The organism is Streptomyces sp. NPDC032126, assembly GCF_055580085.1.
The window spans coordinates 184,363-203,360 of the sequence record NZ_JBVIMA010000004.1 but is presented as its reverse complement, the minus strand read 5'-3'; the positions used below and the strand labels follow the sequence as shown (position 1 = coordinate 203,360).

Annotated in this window: 16 protein-coding genes and 1 riboswitch; of the genes, 7 read left to right on the top strand and 9 right to left on the bottom strand. The window is 69.8% G+C overall.

Going from position 1 to position 18,998, the window contains the following annotated elements; genetic code table 11:
- Positions 1 to 8: 8 nt before the first annotated feature.
- From ACZ5NW_RS17285 to ACZ5NW_RS17275, 3 genes are all read right to left on the bottom strand, one after another.
- Complete coding sequence (locus ACZ5NW_RS17285; RefSeq protein ID WP_468744668.1) at positions 9 to 845, bottom strand: carbohydrate ABC transporter permease; 837 nt, start codon at positions 843 to 845, stop codon at positions 9 to 11.
- A complete protein-coding gene (locus ACZ5NW_RS17280; protein WP_468744667.1) occupies positions 842 to 1,828 on the bottom strand; it encodes a carbohydrate ABC transporter permease in 987 nt (328 codons plus the stop codon). The genes ACZ5NW_RS17285 and ACZ5NW_RS17280 overlap by 4 nt, the downstream gene beginning before the upstream one ends.
- 119 nt (positions 1,829 to 1,947) lie before the next feature.
- The gene (locus tag ACZ5NW_RS17275) at positions 1,948 to 3,231 is read right to left on the bottom strand and encodes an extracellular solute-binding protein (RefSeq protein ID WP_468744666.1); all 1,284 of its coding nucleotides are present in this window, start codon (positions 3,229 to 3,231) and stop codon (positions 1,948 to 1,950) included.
- 349 nt (positions 3,232 to 3,580) lie between these two features.
- On the opposite strand from ACZ5NW_RS17275, the gene ACZ5NW_RS17270 reads away from it, so the two are divergent.
- From ACZ5NW_RS17270 to ACZ5NW_RS17240, 7 genes are all read left to right on the top strand, one after another.
- The gene (locus ACZ5NW_RS17270) at positions 3,581 to 4,345 is read left to right on the top strand and encodes a GntR family transcriptional regulator (protein ID WP_468744665.1); all 765 of its coding nucleotides are present in this window, start codon (positions 3,581 to 3,583) and stop codon (positions 4,343 to 4,345) included.
- 129 nt (positions 4,346 to 4,474) lie between these two features.
- Entirely contained in the window at positions 4,475 to 4,741 is a 267-nt protein-coding gene (locus ACZ5NW_RS17265) for a DUF3311 domain-containing protein (RefSeq protein ID WP_468744664.1), read from the top strand.
- Positions 4,738 to 6,366, top strand: coding sequence for a monocarboxylate uptake permease MctP (gene mctP, locus ACZ5NW_RS17260; RefSeq protein WP_468744663.1), 1,629 nt, complete (start codon positions 4,738 to 4,740; stop codon positions 6,364 to 6,366). Before ACZ5NW_RS17265 ends, mctP begins: the two co-directional genes overlap by 4 nt.
- A gap of 95 nt (positions 6,367 to 6,461) precedes the next feature.
- A complete protein-coding gene (locus ACZ5NW_RS17255) occupies positions 6,462 to 6,968 on the top strand; it encodes a GNAT family N-acetyltransferase (RefSeq protein ID WP_468744662.1) in 507 nt (168 codons plus the stop codon).
- Between the two features lie 53 nt (positions 6,969 to 7,021).
- A riboswitch (cobalamin riboswitch) is annotated at positions 7,022 to 7,146 on the top strand.
- 127 nt (positions 7,147 to 7,273) lie between these two features.
- Entirely contained in the window at positions 7,274 to 9,625 is a 2,352-nt protein-coding gene (locus ACZ5NW_RS17250) for a ribonucleoside-diphosphate reductase subunit alpha (protein ID WP_468744661.1), read from the top strand.
- The gene (locus tag ACZ5NW_RS17245) at positions 9,625 to 10,638 is read left to right on the top strand and encodes a ribonucleotide-diphosphate reductase subunit beta (protein WP_468744660.1); all 1,014 of its coding nucleotides are present in this window, start codon (positions 9,625 to 9,627) and stop codon (positions 10,636 to 10,638) included. Before ACZ5NW_RS17250 ends, ACZ5NW_RS17245 begins: the two co-directional genes overlap by 1 nt.
- 211 nt (positions 10,639 to 10,849) lie before the next feature.
- A complete protein-coding gene (locus ACZ5NW_RS17240; RefSeq protein ID WP_468744659.1) occupies positions 10,850 to 11,830 on the top strand; it encodes a helix-turn-helix domain-containing protein in 981 nt (326 codons plus the stop codon).
- On the opposite strand, the gene ACZ5NW_RS17235 is transcribed toward ACZ5NW_RS17240, so the two are convergent.
- The 6 genes from ACZ5NW_RS17235 to ACZ5NW_RS17210 all read right to left on the bottom strand — a co-directional run bounded on the left by ACZ5NW_RS17235 (position 11,811) and on the right by ACZ5NW_RS17210 (position 18,941).
- Positions 11,811 to 13,181, bottom strand: a complete 1,371-nt coding sequence (locus tag ACZ5NW_RS17235) for a bifunctional albaflavenone monooxygenase/terpene synthase (RefSeq protein WP_468744658.1) — start codon at positions 13,179 to 13,181, stop codon at positions 11,811 to 11,813. The two genes, ACZ5NW_RS17240 and ACZ5NW_RS17235, sit on opposite strands and share 20 nt — an antisense overlap.
- A complete protein-coding gene (gene cyc1, locus ACZ5NW_RS17230; protein WP_468744657.1) occupies positions 13,178 to 14,275 on the bottom strand; it encodes an epi-isozizaene synthase in 1,098 nt (365 codons plus the stop codon). The genes ACZ5NW_RS17235 and cyc1 overlap by 4 nt, the downstream gene beginning before the upstream one ends.
- 275 nt (positions 14,276 to 14,550) lie before the next feature.
- Complete coding sequence (gene def, locus ACZ5NW_RS17225; RefSeq protein ID WP_468744656.1) at positions 14,551 to 15,201, bottom strand: peptide deformylase; 651 nt, start codon at positions 15,199 to 15,201, stop codon at positions 14,551 to 14,553.
- A 78-nt stretch (positions 15,202 to 15,279) separates the two neighbouring features.
- Positions 15,280 to 16,260: a tetratricopeptide repeat protein gene (locus ACZ5NW_RS17220; RefSeq protein WP_468744655.1), complete on the bottom strand. Its 981-nt coding sequence runs from the start codon at positions 16,258 to 16,260 to the stop codon at positions 15,280 to 15,282.
- 105 nt (positions 16,261 to 16,365) lie between these two features.
- On the bottom strand, positions 16,366 to 17,637 hold the full coding sequence (locus ACZ5NW_RS17215; RefSeq protein WP_468744654.1) for an HD-GYP domain-containing protein: 1,272 nt from the start codon (positions 17,635 to 17,637) through the stop codon (positions 16,366 to 16,368).
- Positions 17,634 to 18,941 carry an HD-GYP domain-containing protein gene (locus ACZ5NW_RS17210; protein WP_468744653.1) on the bottom strand — a complete coding sequence of 436 codons (1,308 nt, stop codon included), beginning with the start codon at positions 18,939 to 18,941 and terminating at the stop codon, positions 17,634 to 17,636. The genes ACZ5NW_RS17215 and ACZ5NW_RS17210 overlap by 4 nt, the downstream gene beginning before the upstream one ends.
- Positions 18,942 to 18,998 lie beyond the last annotated feature (57 nt).

Genomic DNA, 18,998 nt, shown 5'->3' with positions numbered 1-18,998 from the left:
GGGTGGCGTTATCCCTTCACGGCGCCCGCGGTCAGACCCGCGGCCATCTTGCGCTGGACGAGGAGGAAGAGGACGACGATCGGGACGGCCATCATGGTGGCGCCGGCCATCATCGGGGCGTACTCGGTGCCGTGCTTGGTGGTGAAGTTGCCGAGCCAGACGGTCGCGGTCTGGTTCTGCTGGCTCATCAGCATCAGCGCGTAGAGGTACTCGTTCCAGGCCTGGATGAAGCCGTAGACCGAGGTGGCGACCATGCCGGGGGCGAGGAGGGGGAAGACCACGCGGATGAAGGCACCCGTGCGGGAGCAGCCGTCGACCATGGCCGCCTCCTCCAGTTCCTTCGGGATGTTGACGATGAAGCCGCGCAGGGTCCACACGGTGAACGGGAGGATGAAGGTCAGATAGGTGAGGATCAGGCCGGTGAGCTTGTCGTACTGGTCCAGGTCGTTCAGGAGCAGGAAGACCGGGATGATCATGGCGACGAGCGGGACCATCTGGACGGCCAGGATGCCCACGATCACGATCTTGCGGCCCCGGAAGGCGAACCGGGAGATGGCGAGCGCGGCGAGCATGCCGACGACGACGCCGATGGCCACGACCGCCAGGGAGACGACGAGGCTGCGGCCGACCGGTCCCCAGAAGTCGGCGATGTCCAGCGCGCGGCGGAAGTTGGACAGCGTCAGGCCGGTGGGGAACAGGCTCGGATCGGGGTCGATGGCGTCCTTCGCCGGCTTGAACGCGGTGTTGAGCATCCAGTACACGGGGAAGCCGGCGATCGCGAAGACGAGGAGGCCGAGGAGGTTCCACCCGAGGCGGGAGCTCCTGCGGGGCGCGAGGGTGCTCATTCGACCTCTCCGATCTTCAGCATCTGACGCATGTAGACGGCGACCACGGCGAGCAGCAGCGCCACGGTGATCAGGGCGATCGCCGAGCCCTGCCCGTAGTCGTTGACGACGAAGGCGCGGTCGTAGGAGTACGTCGTCAGGATCTGGAACTCGGCCTCCGGGTGGCCGTTGCGCATGACGAAGACCTGGGGGAAGACGCCCATGTCCCAGATGACCGAGAGCGTCGTGAGCATCACGACGATCGGCTTGAGGATGGGCAGGGTGACGAACCGGAAGACCCCCCAGGCGCCGGCGCCGTCGAGCCGGGCGGCCTCCTCCAGCTCCTTGGGGACCTGGGTGAGGCCGGCGCTCAGGGTGATCACGACGAAGGGCACGGCGCCCCAGACCACCAGCAGCATGATCACGGCGAGGCCCTGCGGTCCGCTCGCGAACCAGTTGTGGCCGATCAGTTCCACGCCGGGCAGCTTGCTCAGCAGGGCGTTGAGGATGCCGTAGTCGGAGTCGAACAGCCATTTGAAGACGGTGGTGGCGACGATGACGGGCATGCCCCAGCTGGCCACCAGCGCGATGTTGACCAGGGTCTTCACCCAGCCGGAGACCCGCTGGAGCAGCAGTGCGATCAGCATGCCGAGGACCATCGTGAAGATCACGCAGCCGGCGGCGAAGACGACGGTGCGGACGACGACCTGCCAGAACTCGTCGTCGCCGAGCACCTTGGTGAAGTTCTCCACGCCCGCCGACTCGGCCGGCTGGAAGCCCCACAGCTGGGACTGGCCGAACTTCTGGAAGGACAGGGTGACCAGGCGGACCAGCGGATAGCCCATCACCAGGGCGAGGATCAGCAGCGTGGGCGCGAGCAGCAGCCACGGGGTGCCGGCAGCGCCCTTGGCGCGCGGTCTGCCGGGCTTGCCCGCCGCTGTCGGTGGCGGCGCCTGCCGCGGCGGCGGCACCTTGGCAGGGGTGGTCGTGTCTGCGGCACTCATCGCGCGCTCCTCAGCGGTCCCTCAGGTCGTACGAAGGCTTCGGTCCCGTGCGGCGGAACACGCACGGGACGCAGGGCCCGCCGCCGAAACCCCCCGGGTCGACGGGCCCTGCGCTCAGGTCACTTGTTGTTGATGACCTTGTCGATCGCGGCGTCGGCTTCCTTCGCGGCGTCCTCGACCGACTTCTTGCCGGTGCCGATGTTCTGCAGCATGGTCTGCAGGATCTGGGCCTTCTCGACCTGGCCCCAGCCGGGCGCCATCGGGACGAACCAGTTGAGCTCGGCCGCGGTGGCCGGGACCGCCGTCGCGGGGTCGTTCTTCAGGGTCGCGAGGTCGGTCTTGTTGTTGGGCAGGTTGCCCTTGGCGATCAGGCCCTTCTGGCCGGAGGCGCCGGTGAAGGCGTTGATCCACTCGGCGGCGACGGCCTGCGCGTCGGACTTGACCGGGACGGCGAGGTCGGAGCCGCCGAGGAAGACCGGGAGGTTCTTGCCGGACGGGCCGGGCATCACGAAGTTCTCGACGTTGCCCTTGAGCTTGCCGGTCTTGTCGTTCTTCGGGTCGGCGGCGGTCGCGCCCTCCCAGGCGGGGGCGAAGATCATGCCGGAGTTGCCCTGGCCGTAGACGATGTAGCGGTCGGACTCGTCCTTGGTCTTGTCGCCGTGCATGTACTTGTCGACGACGTTCTTGAACTCGGTGAGGCCCTTGAGGGACTCGGCGGAGGAGAGGTTGGCCTTCCACTGGCCGCCCTCCTCCTTGGCGATGGAGCCGCCGGCGTCGTAGACGAAGGACATGGCGGCGTACCAGTCGCGGGAGGGCTGGTACCAGGCGGAGAACTTGTCGCCCTGCTTCTTCTGGACCTTGTCCAGCGCGGCGGTCAGCTCGGCGTAGGTCTTCGGGGCGGTCTTCTGGCCGGCGGCCGCGAAGAGGTCCTTGCGCCAGTTGGCGACGCGGCCGCCCGCGTAGTACGGCACGCCGTAGGTCTTGCCGTCGTAGGTCACCGAGGCCTTGAGGCCGTCCAGCCAGGCGGCGGAGTTGTCGAACTTCGTCGCGTCGAGCGGGGCGAAGGCGCCCTTGACCATGTAGCCGAGCATCTCGGTGTTGCCCATCTCGACCACGTCGGGCGCCTTGTCGGTGGCGAGGACGGCGTCGAGCTTGGTGTTCTTGTCCGGCCAGCCGTAGTACTCGTGCTTGATGGTGATGCCGGGGTGCTGCTTGGTGACCGCGTCGTCGGCGGCCTTGACCAGCTCGGGCCAGTTGTTCTGCGCGTCGACGGTGAGCCAGACGGTCAGCTCCTTGGCGTCGCCGCCCTTCGCGTCGCCGCCCTTGTCGTCGCTGTCCCCGCACGCCGCGATGGAGACCATCATGCCCGCGATACCGATCGCGGCTATCAGCTTGCGCTTCACGCCACCCTCCTCAGGGATGCCAAAACCCCCCTGGCTCCCCTGCGGTGAACGTTGACGCCGTACCGCCCGTGGGGCCGGGACCTGGACCAATGGTGTAGACCAGTGCCCGGAGTTTGGCTCAGACCAATAGGGCTGTCAAGGGTCCGCGAGAGGGCTCCGACCAGCCGTTATGGGACCTACATATGCAGGAACCTTTAGATAAGAACCCGTCGAAAACAGCGGTCGGGTGCGGGACACTTCAGGTAGACCACTTGGACGTTGTGGACTAGACCAAGAAGGTCCCCGACGGTATACAGAGGGGATCACTCGATCGCGCGGGAAGTCGTGCGGGAAACCGGGAAGGCGGAGCATGAGCACCGACGTCAGCAGTGCGGAGAGCGAGGGCGGGGCGGCCGTCCGTACCGCGCGCGTGCCCAAGTACTACCGCCTGAAGAAACATCTGCTCGACATGACGGAGACCCAGGCTCCCGGCACCCCGGTCCCGCCCGAGCGCACCCTCGCCGCCGAGTTCGACACCTCGCGCACCACCGTCCGCCAGGCCCTCCAGGAGCTCGTGGTCGAGGGCCGGCTGGAACGCATCCAGGGCAAGGGCACCTTCGTCGCCAAGCCGAAGGTCTCCCAGGCGCTGCAACTCACCTCGTACACCGAGGACATGCGCGCCCAGGGACTCGAACCGACCTCGCAGCTGCTGGACATCGGCTACATCACCGCCGACGACCGGCTCGCCGGCCTCCTCGACATCACCGCCGGCGGCCGCGTGCTGCGCATCGAGCGGCTGCGTATGGCCAACGGCGAGCCGATGGCGATCGAGACGACCCATCTGAGCGCCAAGCGCTTCCCCGCGCTGCGGCGCAGCCTCGCCAAGTACACGTCCCTCTACACCGCGCTCGCCGAGGTCTACGACATCCACCTCGCCGAGGCCGAGGAGACCATCGAGACCTCGCTGGCCACCCCGCGCGAGGCGGGCCTGCTCGGCACCGACGTCGGCCTGCCGATGCTGATGCTCTCCCGTCACTCCCTGGACAAGGAGGGCCGGCCGGTGGAGTGGGTGCGGTCGGTCTACCGGGGCGACCGCTACAAGTTCGTGGCGAGGCTGAAGCGGCCTCAGGAGTAGCAACCGCTTCCGCCGCCCCCGACCGTCCCAAGATCGATATTCGGACGAGGTCTTCCGCTCGGCTTTATCGGTCACTTACATTGCGTGCGCGTTCAGCATGTGACCTGGGTGAAGGGACGGAGCCGTCCGATGTCTGAAGGTACGGAAGTGACCAGAGGGCCGGTGGTGACGCCTGCGCGCGTCGTCATCACCCTCTGCTTGATCGCGCCCTTCGTGGCGATGCTGTGGGTCGGTTCGTACGCCAAGGTGGACCCGAAGTTCATCGGTATCCCGTTCTTCTACTGGTACCAGATGCTGTGGGTGCTGATCTCGACCGCGCTCACGGTGATCGCGTACCAGCTGTGGCTGCGCGACCAGCGCTCCCGCAAGGCCCAGGGCGGGGGTGACGCGAAGTGAAGAACGACGTCAACGGCGTGGCACTCGCCGTCTTCATCTTCTTCTTCCTGGCCGTCACCGTCATGGGCTTCCTGGCCGCGCGCTGGCGCAAGGCCGACAACGAGCACAGCCTCGACGAATGGGGCCTGGGCGGCCGGTCGTTCGGCACCTGGATCACCTGGTTCCTGCTCGGCGGCGACCTCTACACGGCGTACACCTTCGTCGCCGTACCGGCGGCGATCTACGCGGCGGGCGCGGCCGGCTTCTTCGCCGTGCCCTACACGATCCTCGTCTACCCGCTGATCTTCCTGTTCCTGCCCCGCCTGTGGTCGGTGTCGCACAAGCACGGATACGTGACGACCTCGGACTTCGTGCGCGGCCGCTTCGGCTCGCGGGGCCTGTCGCTGGCGGTCGCGGTGACCGGCATCCTCGCGACGATGCCGTACATCGCGCTGCAACTCGTCGGCATCCAGGCGGTGCTGGACGTGATGGGCGTCGGCGGCGGCGACGACGCGAACTGGTTCGTCAAGGACCTCCCGCTGATGATCGCCTTCGGCGTGCTTGCGGCGTACACGTACTCCTCCGGCCTGCGGGCCCCCGCGCTGATCGCGTTCGTGAAGGACACGCTGATCTACATCGTCATCGCGGTGGCGATCATCTACATCCCGATCAAGCTGGGCGGCTTCGACGACATCTTCGCCAAGGCGGGCGACGCGTTCAGCCAGATCAACCCGAAGACGGGCAAGCCGCGCGGCGCGCTGACACCGCCGGAGGCGGGCCAGTGGACGTACGCCACGCTGGCGTTGGGCTCCGCGCTGGCGCTGTTCATGTACCCGCACTCGATCACGGCGACGCTCTCCTCCAGGAGCCGTGAGGTGATCCGCCGCAACACCACGATCCTGCCGCTGTACTCCCTGATGCTGGGCCTGCTGGCCCTGTTGGGCTTCATGGCGATCGCGGCGGGCGTGAAGGTCAAGAACGCCCAGCTGGCCATCCCGCAGCTGTTCGAGGACATGTTCCCGGACTGGTTCGCGGGCGTGGCCTTCGCGGCGATCGGCATCGGCGCCCTCGTCCCCGCGGCCATCATGTCGATCGCGGCGGCGAATCTGTTCACCCGCAACATCTACAAGGACTTCATCAAGCCGGACGCGACGCCGGCCCAGGAGACGCGGGTCTCCAAGCTGGTCTCGCTCCTGGTGAAGGTCGGTGCCCTGGTCTTCGTCCTCACCATGGACAAGACCGTCGCGATCAACTTCCAGCTGCTGGGCGGCATCTGGATCCTGCAGACCTTCCCGTCCCTGGTGGGCGGCCTGTTCACCCGCTGGTTCCACCGCTGGGCCCTGCTCGCCGGCTGGGCGGTCGGCATGATCTACGGCACGGTCGCCGCGTACGGGGTGGCGTCCCCGACGCAGAAGCACTTCGGCGGCTCGTCGAAGGAGATCCCGGGCATCGGCGAGATCGGCTACATCGGTCTGACGGCGTTCGTCCTGAACCTGACGGTGACGGTGGTCCTCACGCTCGTCCTGAAGGCGGCGAAGGCCCCGGAGGGCGTGGACGAGACCAGCCCCGAGGACTACACGGCGGACGCGGGGGACCCCGGCGTCCAGGCGGAGCTGCCGCCCGCCACGGCGGGGGCCGCCCACTGAGGATCACGGCGATCAGCGGGCCGTCGGCATGTCCGGCGGCCCGTCGGCGTTCTACCGGTCGTGCACCCTCACCCGCGTCGTGCACACTCACCCGCATGGACATCGTCATCCGGACAGCGGACCCGGCCGAGTACGAAGCCCTCGGCGAGATCATCGCCCAGGCCTACCTCCAGGACGGCCTCCTCGCCTTCGGCGACAGCGACTGGTACCTCGGCGAGCTCAGGGACGTGGCCAAGCGGGCGTCGGCCGCCGACGTACTGGTCGCGGTCCAGGGCGAGGACATCCTCGGCGGCGTCACCTACGTCCCCTCCCCGGGCCCCATGGCCGACCTCGCCCGCGCGGGAGAGGCCGAGATCCGCATGCTGGCCGTCGGCGGCGCGGCGCGCGGCAGAGGCGCCGGAGAAGCCCTCGTACGCGCCTGCGTCGACCGGGCCAGAGCCACGGACGGCTGCACGGGAATCGTCCTGTCGACCCAGCCGACGATGCACAGCGCCCACCGCATCTACGAACGCCTCGGCTTCGTCCGTGTCCCCGAGCGCGACTGGCACCCGATCCCGGAGGACCCCGACTTCACTCTCCTCACCTATCAGTTGACGCTCTGAAACCGGCGCGGCCACAACATCTGGGGGTGCTACCCGGACCCGGCACAAGATGTATGCTCATGCTCGCTGTCGCCGCAGGGGAATCCGGTGCGAATCCGGAACTGTCCCGCAACGGTGTACCGGTGCGCGTCCGCGCGCCGGAGTCAGTCCGAGGACCTGCCGACAGCACGCCCGTACCGTCCCGGTCCGGGTGTCCTGACGTCCGGGCCTCGCGGAGTGGGCCGGTGGACGCGACGCCGCGTGCGCTCGTGTGCCGCCCCCTGCCCTCCCCCTGGCCCCCCTGCCGAGCGAGGGAGAGCCTCCACGTGACCATCGCGCCAGCCGATCCGGCCTCAGCCACCCAGCTGGACACCGACGGTCCCGGTACCGCCCTTCTGCGGACCCTGACCGAGCTGACCGCCGACCTCCCCGACGCCGACCCCGGCCGGGTCGCCGCCGCCGCGCTGCGCGGCCGCTCCGCGCGGGCGGACGAGTCGGAACTGCGCGAGCTGGCCACGGAGGCGGCCGCGGGCCTCATCTCCGAGGACCCCGCCTACAGCAGGCTGGCCGCCCGGCTCCTCACCATCGGCATCGCCGCCGAGGCCGCCTCGCAAGGCGTCACGTCCTTCACCGAGTCGGTCGCCGTCGGCCACCGCGAGGGCCTGGTCGCCGACCGCACCGCCGACTTCGTACGACAGCACGCGGCCCGTCTGGACGCGCTGATCGACCCGGCCGCCGACGACCGCTTCGGCTACTTCGGGCTGCGCACCCTGCACAGCCGCTACCTCCTGCGCCACCCCCTCACCCGCAAGGTCGTGGAGACGCCCCAGCACTTCCTGCTGCGGGTGGCGAGCGGCCTCGCCGAGGACGACACGACCCGCTCCGTCGACGAAGTCGCCGCGCTCTACGGGCTCATGAGCCGCCTCGACTACCTGCCGTCCTCCCCCACGCTGTTCAACTCCGGCACCCGGCACCCCCAGATGTCGTCCTGCTACCTCCTCGACTCCCCGCTGGACGAGCTGGACTCCATCTACGACCGCTACCACCAGGTCGCCCGCCTCTCCAAGCACGCCGGCGGCATCGGACTGTCGTACTCCCGGATCCGCAGCCGCGGTTCGCTGATCCGCGGCACCAACGGCCACTCCAACGGCATCGTCCCGTTCCTGAAGACCCTGGACGCCTCGGTGGCCGCGGTGAACCAGGGCGGCCGGCGCAAGGGCGCGGCCGCGGTCTACCTGGAGACCTGGCACTCCGACATCGAGGAGTTCCTGGAGCTGCGCGACAACACCGGTGAGGACGCCCGCCGTACGCACAACCTGAACCTCGCGCACTGGATCCCGGACGAGTTCATGCGCCGGGTCAACGCCGACGAGCAGTGGAGCCTGTTCTCCCCCTCCGACGTGCCCGAGCTGGTCGACCTGTGGGGCGAGGAGTTCGACGCGGCCTACCGCAAGGCGGAGGCGGCCGGTCTCGCCAAGAAGACCATCCCGGCCCGTGACCTCTACGGCCGCATGATGCGCACCCTCGCGCAGACCGGCAACGGCTGGATGACCTTCAAGGACGCCGCCAACCGCACCGCCAACCAGACGGCCCTGCCCGGCCATGTCGTCCACTCCTCGAACCTCTGCACGGAGATCCTGGAGGTCACGGACGACGGCGAGACGGCGGTCTGCAACCTGGGCTCGGTCAACCTCGGCGCCTTCGTCGTCGACGGCGACATCGACTGGGAGCGGCTCGACGAGACGGTCCGCACCGCCGTGACCTTCCTCGACCGGGTGGTCGACATCAACTTCTACCCGACCGAGCAGGCGGGCCGGTCCAACGCCAAGTGGCGCCCGGTCGGACTCGGCGCGATGGGTCTGCAGGACGTCTTCTTCAAGCTGCGCCTGCCCTTCGACTCGGCCGAGGCCAAGGCGCTCTCGACGCGGATCGCGGAGCGGATCATGCTCGCCGCGTACGAGGCGTCCGCCGACCTCGCCGAGCGCAGCGGCCCGCTCCCGGCCTGGGAGAAGACGCGTACGGCCCAGGGTGTCCTGCACCCCGACCACTACGACGTCGAGCTGACCTGGCCGGAGCGCTGGGCGGCCCTGCGCGCCCGGATCGCCGGCACCGGCCTGCGCAACTCCCTGCTGCTCGCCATCGCCCCGACCGCCACCATCGCCTCGATCGCCGGCGTCTACGAGTGCATCGAGCCGCAGGTCTCCAACCTGTTCAAGCGCGAGACGCTGTCCGGCGAGTTCCTCCAGGTCAACTCGTACCTGGTGCAGGACCTCAAGGACCTCGGCGTGTGGGACGCCCGCACCCGGGAGGCGCTGCGCGACTCCAACGGCTCGGTGCAGGACTTCGCGTGGATCCCGGAGGAGGTCCGGGCGCTGTACCGCACGGCGTGGGAGATCCCGCAGCGCGGCCTGATCGACATGGCCGCCGCCCGCACCCCGTTCCTGGACCAGTCCCAGTCCCTGAACCTGTTCCTGGAGACGCCGACCATCGGCAAGCTCTCCTCGATGTACGCGTACGCGTGGAAGCAGGGCCTGAAGACGACGTACTACCTGCGCTCGCGCCCGGCGACGAGGATCGCCCGCGCGGCACAGGCCACCGTCCCCGTACAGCAGGCCGCCGACCCCGAGGCCGTCGCCTGCTCCCTTGAGAACCCCGAGTCCTGCGAGGCCTGCCAGTAATGAGTTCCACCGAGAAGAACCTGCTCGACCCGGGCTTCGAGCTGACTCTGCGTCCCATGCGCTACCCGGACTTCTACGAGCGCTACCGGGACGCCATCAAGAACACCTGGACCGTCGAGGAGGTCGACCTCCACTCGGACGTCGCGGACCTCGCCAAGCTGAGCCCCGAGGAGCAGCACCTCATCGGCCGGCTGGTGGCCTTCTTCGCGACGGGCGACTCGATCGTCGCGAACAACCTGGTGCTGACGCTGTACAAGCACATCAACTCCCCGGAGGCGCGCCTGTATCTGTCGCGCCAGCTGTTCGAGGAGGCCGTGCACGTCCAGTTCTATCTGACGCTGCTCGACACCTATCTGCCGGACCCGGACGACCGTGCCGCCGCCTTCGCGGCCGTGGAGAACATCCCGTCCATCCGCGAGAAGGCCGAGTTCTGCTTCAAGTGGATCAACGAGGTCGAGAAGCTGGAGCGCCTGGAGTCCAAGGCCGACCGCCGCCGCTTCCTGCTCAACCTCATCTGCTTCGCCGCGTGCATCGAGGGCCTGTTCTTCTACGGCGCCTTCGCGTACGTCTACTGGTTCCGCAGCCGGGGTCTGCTGCACGGCCTCGCCACGGGCACCAACTGGGTGTTCCGCGACGAGACCATGCACATGTCGTTCGCCTTCGACGTGGTCGACACCGTCCGCAAGGAGGAGCCGGACCTCTTCGACGACGCGTTGCAGCAGCAGGTCACCGACATGCTGCGCGAGGCCGTCGAGGCGGAGCTCCAGTTCGCCCGTGACCTGTGCGGCGACGGGCTGCCGGGCATGAACACCGAGTCGATGCGCCAGTACCTGGAGTGCGTCGCCGACCAGCGGCTGACCCGCCTGGGCTTCGCGCCGGTCTACGGCTCGGCGAACCCGTTCTCCTTCATGGAGCTCCAGGGTGTTCAGGAGCTGACCAACTTCTTCGAGCGCCGCCCCTCGGCGTACCAGGTCGCGGTGGAGGGCACGGTCGACCTCGACGAGGACTTCTGAGTCACCCCGCCCTTCAGCTGGCGGTCGATCCGGCGCTCGTGGACCCATCCCACGAGCGCCGGAGCCGCGAGGAGGAGGGCGAGGATCAGGACGGTCGCATACGCGCTGAATGAGTTCATGCGGTAAGCCTCGTACAGCGAGAACACTCCTGACAGTGGCAGGACTGCCGTACACCCTCGAATTACTGCCAGAACCGAGGCACACTGGCAGCATGCTGAAGAACGTGGCGTGTGTCCTGCTCGACGGTGTGCACCCCTTCGAGCTGGGGGTGGTCTGCGAGATCTTCGGCCTGGACCGCAGCGACGACGGCCTGCCGGTGTACGACTTCGCGGTCGTCTCCGCCGAGGGACCCACCCTGAGGTCCCATGTGCCCGGCTTCACCGTCTCCACCCCCTACGGCCTCGACCGGCTGGCGGAGGCGGACCTGATCGCCGTTCCGGCCTCGGACGAGAACGTCACCCGCGCCTATCCGCCCGACCTGCTCGCCGCCCTGCGCGCGGCCGTGGAGCGGGGGGCGCGGGTGCTCAGCGTCTGCTCCGGGGTGTTCGTCCTCGGCGCGGCCGGACTCCTCGACGGCCGGCGCTGCACGGCGCACTGGCGGCAGGCGGACATCCTCGCCCGCCACCACCCGCGCGCGATCATCGAGCCCGACGTGCTCTACGTCGACGCTGACCCGGTGATCACCTCGGCGGGCACGGCCGCCGGGATCGACGCCTGTCTGCACCTGGTGCGCAAGGAGCAGGGACCCGAGGTCGCCAACAAGATCGCCCGGCGGATGGTCGTCCCGCCGCACCGGGACGGCGGTCAGGCCCAGTTCATCGAGCGCCCGCTGCCCCGCACGACGTGCGACACGGTCGGCGAGACGCTGGCCTGGATGGAGCGCAACCTCCACGAGGAGGTCACCGTCGAACAGCTCGCCGCCCGCGCGCACATGGCGCCACGCACCTTCGCCCGCCGCTTCCACCAGGAGACCGGCACGACGCCGTACCGGTGGATGCTGCGCCAGCGGGTGCTGCTCGCGCAGCACCTGCTGGAGGCGACGGACGAGACGATGGACACCATCGCCTGGCGCACCGGTTTCGGTACGGCGGCGGCCCTGCGCCACCAGTTCACCAGAGCGCTGGGCACCACGCCGAACGCCTACCGGCGCACCTTCCGGGGACCGGCCGCGGTCACCGGGGTATCGCCCTGAGCCGCAGGTCACGCGGCCGCAGGGTGATACCGATGCGCGGCCGGCTGTCGGAGCCGGGCGCGTGCTCGAACGTGAACGCGGCGGCGATCGCCGCGGTGACCAGCGTCAGCTCGGCCATCGAGAAGTGATCGCTCGGGCACTTCCGGTTGCCCACGCTGAACGGGTTCATCGCGTACTTGGGCACCTCCTTCGCCCGCCCCGGCAGCCAGCGGTCCGGGTCGAACTCCTCGTGCCGCTCGTAGGAGCGGGGGTCGCGCTGGATCGCGTACGGGCTGTACACGATGTCGGCACCGGCCGGAATGCGGTACCCGCCGAGCTCGGTGTCGGTGACCGCCCGCCGCGTCAATATCCATACGGCCGGGTACAGACGCATTGTCTCGACAATGAGATTCGCGGTGTACCTCAGCTTCCGCACGTCGTCGAATGCGATCGGCCGGTCACCGACGACGGTTTTCACCTCGTCCCGGATCTTGTCCGCGAGATCCGGATGCTCCGTGAGGACCAGCAGCAGCGACATGACCATGGAGCCCACGGTTTCACTGCCGGGGGTGAGGATAGCGATGACCTGGTCGTGGATCTCCTGCTCCCCGATCGGTTCGCCATTCTCGTCCTTCGCCTCCAGCAAAGCCGTCAGCAAATCGTCCGGCTTTTGACCGCTTGCCCGGCGGTCGGCGACGATCTCGTCGACCAGGAGATGCAAATCGGCCAGCGCCCGGTTGAATTCGCGGTTGGCCGGAAGCGGCACCCGATAAAGAGGGCCGAGGGGGACGACCATGCGTTGGTACATACCGCTGAACAGGGTGGCGAGCGCGGCGCAGATGCGTTCGGCCCGGCCGTCCATGTAGCTGCCGCGCATCAGGCAGCGCGCGGAGATCCGGACGGCCACCCGGAAGGACTCGGCGGTGACGTCGAGGACCTCGCCGGAGCGCCAGCGCTCGACGAGGGCGTGCGCCTCCTCCTCCATGATCGGCCCGTATCCGGGGATGGCGTCGAGCCGGAACGCGGGCTGGATGGTGCGCCGCTGGCGCCGGTGCAGCGGGCCGTTCGCGGTGGCCACGCCCTCCTTGCCGAGCAGGCTCTCCAGGGACTCCCACAGCGGCCCGGCGATGATGTAGTCGGGGCTGAGGGCGACGGCTCCGGTGAGTTCGGGGGAGGTGACGGCGTACACCGTCTTGGGTCCGAGCCTCAGTCGTACGACGTCGCCGTGGTCGCGCAGCTGGGCCAGGAAGGCCAGCGGGTCGCGGGCCAGTTTCCAGCCGTGGCCGAGCAGCGGAACGCCGCCGCCGGCGAACGGCGGAGCAACCGGTTCCCGCGTTTCGGGTGTCGCGGGCTTCACCGACTCCAGAGTCATTTCTCACCTGCCGCCTCGTTGTTGACGTACGGGGGTGTGGCGCGGTCGTCCCAGCTGTCGACCATGTATCGGCCGGACTCGTGATGGAACCAGTAAACGGAGCTGAACCAGTTCCGCATGTTCGCCAGACAGGCTCGGACGGCGGCGGAGAGTTCTTTTCCGTACACCGTTCCGTCGTCGAGGCTCTCGGCGAAGAACAATGCCTCGCGTTCGGCGTCGAGGAAATCGGATATGCAGTTCTCGACGCGCCGCCTTACTTCGTCCACGGCCTCTTCGAGGGTCAGGCCCTCATGGGTGATGAGACTGATTCCGAGATTGTGCACCTCGTCGCCCGCTATTTCCTTGGGCAGCGAGCAGAGATCGTTGTACCAGGCGGCGAATTCCTGGCTGAGCAGCGCCGCCCGGTGGAACGCCGGATTCTTCCGTACCCGGGCCGGGAGTTCCCGGCCGGCGCTCGGCTCCAGCAGGTCCGTCCAGATCCAGTGCGCGAAGGTGAGCCGGCGCAGGGCGAGGTACTCCTCGACGGGGGGCACCCGGCCCGTGGCCCGGTTGCGGAACTCCCGGTCGTACGCCTCGATGACCCGGTGGAAGTCCCGTGCGAAACGGGCGTTCCAGGTGGCGGGCAGGAAGGAGAACAACCGGGTCACGCTGTCCGCGAGCCCGGCGACCAGGGGATCCTCGTGGTGCAGGTGCTTCGCGGGGGAGTCCAGTGCGGCATGCAACCGGAACCTCAGCCGCCGCCAGGCGGCCGCGCGGCCGTGCACGATGTCGCGGTCGTGCCGGTCGTCCCAGACGAAGAACCACGCGCTGTAGTCGGCGATGGCCTGCAGTACCTCGTCCGGGGCGCCGAGGTAGTAGCCGGCCATCAGGTCGGTGTAGCACAGGCCGTCGGCATATTCCGCGACCTTGTCCGCCGGCATGAGCCGTTTTTCCAGCAGCCAGACGCGTGTCTTCTCCTGCAACTGCGGCCAATACGGGTGCAGTTGCCGGGGAAACGCCGCCTCGATGACCGGGAGAGAGAGCGAGGGCGGGACCGCGATCGCGGTCGCCGTGGATGTGGTGCTGCAAGTGGTGCCGTATGGGAAAGCTGGCACGAACAACCCCTCTCAGCCGCCAGTGGCCGCACGCCCCTCCCGCCGTGCCGGGCGTGCGCCGTTGCGTATCCCCGCACATCCCATTCAGCACTACAACTGACCGTTCTGGGAACGGATTTGCGTCATTCACTACCCCAACATGCTGAGATTCCCCCCCAACATGACTGGTTATGGATCAGCAGATGTGCGTAAGCGATCGAACGTGCGTCGGACATACGAACGACGCCTGGCCGGGACGATGTCCCGGCCAGGCGTCGTGAAGCAGCAGGTACGGCTCAGTCGTTGGGTACGACGGGGTAGCGCGGCTCGTTCTCGGCCATCTGCCGCAGGGCGTCCTTGCGTTCGCGCTTGGACAGACGGTCGATGTACAGGTATCCGTAGAGGTGGTCGGTCTCGTGCTGCAAACACCGAGCGAAGTAGCCGGTGCCGCGCACCTTGATCGGGTTGCCCTTCTCGTCCTGCCCGGTCACCTCGGCGTAGTCCGGGCGGGCCAGCGGCGCGTACGCCGTCGGCACCGACAGGCAGCCCTCATTGCTGTCGTCCAACCGGCGCCGCTCGGCGGGCAGTTCGACCAGCTTGGGGTTGCAGACCACACCGGTGTGGCGGACGCCCTCGTCGTCCGGGCAGTCGTAGACGAACACCTTCAGGTCGACGCCGATCTGGTTGGCGGCGAGGCCCACGCCCTCGGCGGTGTGCTGGCTGGCGAACATGTCGTCGACCAGCTTCGCCAGCTCGTCGTCGAACTCGGTGACGTCCTTGCACTCCTTGTGCAGCACCGGGTTCCCGACGACGGTGATCGGCCGCGAGGTGCCGCGCTCGCGGTACGCCCGCTCGCGCTCCTCCGTGTCCTCGGTGTCGATGACGAAGCCCTCGTCGTCCACGGGGAGCACGCCCGCGTGCTGCTGATCGGTGTCCTGCTGCGCCATGACCGACGTATGCCTTCCTGCAAGCCAGAGAGATATCGAGATATGTGGAGTACAGCCTAAAGGTGTCGGCGGTCCGCCTCAGCAGACCTCTTCGAGGTCACGCCAGTCCCGGGAGTCCGGGCTGTCCGCGACCCACCCGTCCAGCAGCCCCCGTACCAGCGACGCCGGCGCGGCGACGCCGCACTCCCGCTCCGGGACCCACAGCTGCCCGTCCGTCCGGTGCCCCAGCGGCCCCGGATGCCCCGGCTCGCTGTGATCATGCGGGTCCAGATGAACCCCGTCGCCCTCGTCGGACGGCATGCGCGACTCCGAGCACATCCGGCACAGCAACCGCACCGACGACGACCAGTCCTCCGCCGCGAACCCGGCGTCGGCCGCCAGCTGCTCCAGCGCGTCCCGGTCCGCCTCGGTCGCCGCCTCCAGCAGCACCACCCAGGTCGGGACCGGCGACGGCGCCCACAGCTCGATCTCGTCGAACACGGGGTACGAGTGCCCGGCGGACGTCGTCCGCTCCCCGTGCGGCACCCCGTCGTGCAGGACGACCTCGCCCCAGCGCCGACCCGACGACGGCAGCGGAATCGACAGCACCTCGATCCGCGCGGGATCCAGCCGCCGCCCCCACACGACCTCCGCCTCGCCCTCCGGCGACAGCCGTACGGCCGCGCTGCCCAGCTCCATCCCCACGGGCTCCCCGGACACGGCCGCCCCGCCCGGCACCGGCAGCCCGTACGCCTGCCAGGCGCGGCGGGCCAGCGGCCAGTCCTGGAGTGCCGTGGCCGCGATGCCGACGTTCCACCAGTCGGGCGCCCCGGTCTCCCGGTCGAGCAGCGCGACCGCGCGCAACCCGGCGGTGCGCGCCTGCTCCCAGTCGTGCCGGAACTTGTGCAGCAGGGCGAGGTTGAACCAGGACTCCGACAGCCAGGGCTCCAGATCGGCGGCACGTGTCAGCAGCGCGCCCGCGTCCTCGTACCGTCCGTCCCCGATCAGCGTGAACGCGCGATCGGTGGCCTGCCGCCACGAGGCGGAGGGCCGGTGCCGTCCCTTGCCGAAGATCCTCACGATTCCCGCCTGCCAGTTCCGTGGAGTGGGCTGGCTGATGCCCCCGGACACCCTCTCATTCGCATCCAACCACGTGCGGCTGGAAGGGCGCTCATTACCCATGGGTTACCCACCGGCGGGCAGGCTCAGACGACCGTGGGCGAGGACCCTGGCCAGCGCCTCCACCACTTCCGGCGCGTACTCCCCCGCCGTCTGCAGCCGCAGTTCCGCCAGCGCGGTGAGCGGCCCGCCGGGACCGGCGTCGCGCACCTTCTCCTCGTAGGCGTTCACCACCCGGACGATCCGCGCGGCCACCGGCTGCTCCGAGCAGGGGTCGGCCTGCCGCTCCACGACGGCCGCGACCTGGGCGCCGGCCCCGGTCTGCCGTACGACGGCCCCGCCCAGCAGGGCGATGCGCCGCTGCTGCGGCAGGGGCAGGCCGGAGGTGGCGCCGCCCGGGACCGGGTCGACGAGGCTGAGCTGGCCGATGTCGTGCATGAGGGCCGCGTACTCCAGGACGGTGAGCTCGGGCTCGGACAGACCCAGGTCCCGGCCGACGGCCTGGCTGAGCGCGGCGACCCGGCGGGCGTGCCCGGCCGGCGTGCAACCGGCGATCTCGGTCGCCCGGGCGAGGGAGGCGATGGTCTGCCGATAGGTGGCGCGCACGGCCGCGTACCGGCGCAGGGCGAGCTGGGTGAGCAGCAGCGGCAGGGAGAACAGGGGCAGCGCCCACAGCCCGGTGACGGCGACCGCCGGCGCCATGACCGCACCGGTGGCGCACACCGCCGACCCGACCCCGGGCACGGACCGCAGCTCGTCGCGCAGCAGGGGACAGTACGGCCATCCGGTGCGGGAGTGCGCCAGCGCGGCGGCGAGGACGGCGTCGCACAGCACGGTGAGGACGAGCAGCGCGAGCAGCAGCAGCGCGTACGCGGGGCCGGGCCACGCCTGGAAGAGCCCCTGGTTGAACAGCGGCTGGAAGCAGACGGCGGCGAAGGCGGCGGCGAGGACGCGGCGCGCCAGATGATCGGTCACCGGTCCGTGTCCGCGCGCTATGTGCGGCACACAGCCGAGCAGCGAGGCCACGGCGACGACGGACACGACCTGCGCGGCCCCGTGCCCGGTGGGGCGGCCCGCGTTCTCGCCGAGCAGGGCGTACGCCAGCGATCCGGCGGCGCCGAGCGGCGCGGTCGCCCGGGGGCCCGGTCCGCCCCACCGGGTCAGCTCCCCGAGTGCGATCAACGCCCCGAAGGCCAGCGCGACGGGCCGCTCCACGAGCCCCGCCCGCAGGGTGAGCAGCAGCGAACAGCCGACGACGAGGCCGGCCGCCGCGTGGATGAGGACCAGGGGACGGCGCGTACTCGTGGGGCGGTGAGCTCGCGGCGCCCCCTGAGTCACGGGGTCACCCCCGGTCGCCGCGAGGACCGCGCGGGGGCCGGGATCGTCGGGGACGGCTCGTCCGCCGTGACGCGGGGGTGCCAGCCGTGCCGGTCCAGGGCGCGGGCGAGGGCCGTGACCATGCGCGGGTCGAACTGGGCGCCGGCGCACCGGCGGAGTTCCTCCAGGGCGGTCTCGACCGGGCGGGCCCTGCTGTAGGAGCGGGTCGACGTCATCGCGTCGAAGGCGTCGGCGACGGCCACCACGCGCGCGCATTCCGGGATCTGACGGCCCACCAGCCCGTAGGGGTAGCCGCTGCCGTCGAGCCGCTCGTGGTGATGGAGGATCGCCGAGCGGGCCTCGCCGAGGAAGCTGATGCCCCGGGTGATCTCATGGCCGTACTCGGGGTGCAGTTCGATGATCCGCCGTTCGTCGGGGGTCAGCGGCCCGTCCTTGCGCAGCAGCCGCGTCGGCACGCCGAGCTTGCCCACGTCGTGCAGGATCCCGGCGAAGCGCAGCACCTCGATCCGCTCGGCGTCCATGCCCAGTTCCCGGGCGATCATCATGGACGCCTGGCCGACCCGCTCGCTGTGCCCGCGCGTATAGCCGTCCTTGATGTCGACGGCCTGCACGAGCGCCCGGATGGTGGCCCGGTGCGCGGCCCGCTCCTGGTGGTACTGGGCGAACACCCACCAGGCGACGCCCATCGGGAAGAGCACGAGGAGCGCGGCGACCGGCCCGTAGGGGCTGCGCCACAGCACGGCCATCATCAGCCCGGCGAGCCCGTGCACGGCGAGCGGGGCGAGGGAGCGCGGGAAGAGCCCGTGCCAGGCGCGGCGGACGGGGAGGCGTTCGGCGAGGGCGAGGATCCCGCCGTCCAGCAGGGCGAGCACCGCGCAGAACGCGAGCACGGCCGCACCGGCGGGCAGCAGCGCGTAGGGGAAGTCGGCGGCGGCGACGGCGTGACGGCCGCCGAGTGCCCCGTGCACCCAGGAGGCGGCCCACACGGCGAGCGCCGACTCGGCGGCCCGCCAGATCCGTCGCGGCCCGGCCGGCCGCTGCTCGACGCGGGACAGCAGCGCCCCGGGCAGCGGGACGAGCGCGGCGGCGGCCGGCGGCAGCAGGAAGGCCCCGGCGAGCAGCACGGGGTGGAAGGTTCCGGCGAGCCGGCGCCGGGCGAGGTGCTCACCGCCGGCGTAGAGCGCGGCGAACAGGGCGACCTCCCACCACGACGGGTGCGCGGTGAGCGCCGGGGAGAGACAGACCAGGGCGAGAAGGGCGACGCAGCCGACGTAGGCGCGTGCCCGCCCCGGAATCCCCTCCATGCCGCCCTCCCCAGCCCGTACAGGTCCGGGCTGGGAGCCTAGGGTCGGCGGGGGGAG

Coding starts and splice junctions, on each gene's coding strand:
- ACZ5NW_RS17285 (WP_468744668.1), bottom strand. CDS start 845: ATGAGCACCCTCGCGCCCCGCAGGAGCTCCCGCCTCGGGTGGAACCTC.
- ACZ5NW_RS17280 (WP_468744667.1), bottom strand. CDS start 1,828: ATGAGTGCCGCAGACACGACCACCCCTGCCAAGGTGCCGCCGCCGCGG.
- ACZ5NW_RS17270 (WP_468744665.1), top strand. CDS start 3,581: ATGAGCACCGACGTCAGCAGTGCGGAGAGCGAGGGCGGGGCGGCCGTC.
- ACZ5NW_RS17265 (WP_468744664.1), top strand. CDS start 4,475: ATGTCTGAAGGTACGGAAGTGACCAGAGGGCCGGTGGTGACGCCTGCG.
- ACZ5NW_RS17255 (WP_468744662.1), top strand. CDS start 6,462: ATGGACATCGTCATCCGGACAGCGGACCCGGCCGAGTACGAAGCCCTC.
- ACZ5NW_RS17245 (WP_468744660.1), top strand. CDS start 9,625: ATGAGTTCCACCGAGAAGAACCTGCTCGACCCGGGCTTCGAGCTGACT.
- ACZ5NW_RS17240 (WP_468744659.1), top strand. CDS start 10,850: ATGCTGAAGAACGTGGCGTGTGTCCTGCTCGACGGTGTGCACCCCTTC.
- ACZ5NW_RS17235 (WP_468744658.1), bottom strand. CDS start 13,181: ATGACTCTGGAGTCGGTGAAGCCCGCGACACCCGAAACGCGGGAACCG.
- def (WP_468744656.1), bottom strand. CDS start 15,201: ATGGCGCAGCAGGACACCGATCAGCAGCACGCGGGCGTGCTCCCCGTG.
- ACZ5NW_RS17210 (WP_468744653.1), bottom strand. CDS start 18,941: ATGGAGGGGATTCCGGGGCGGGCACGCGCCTACGTCGGCTGCGTCGCC.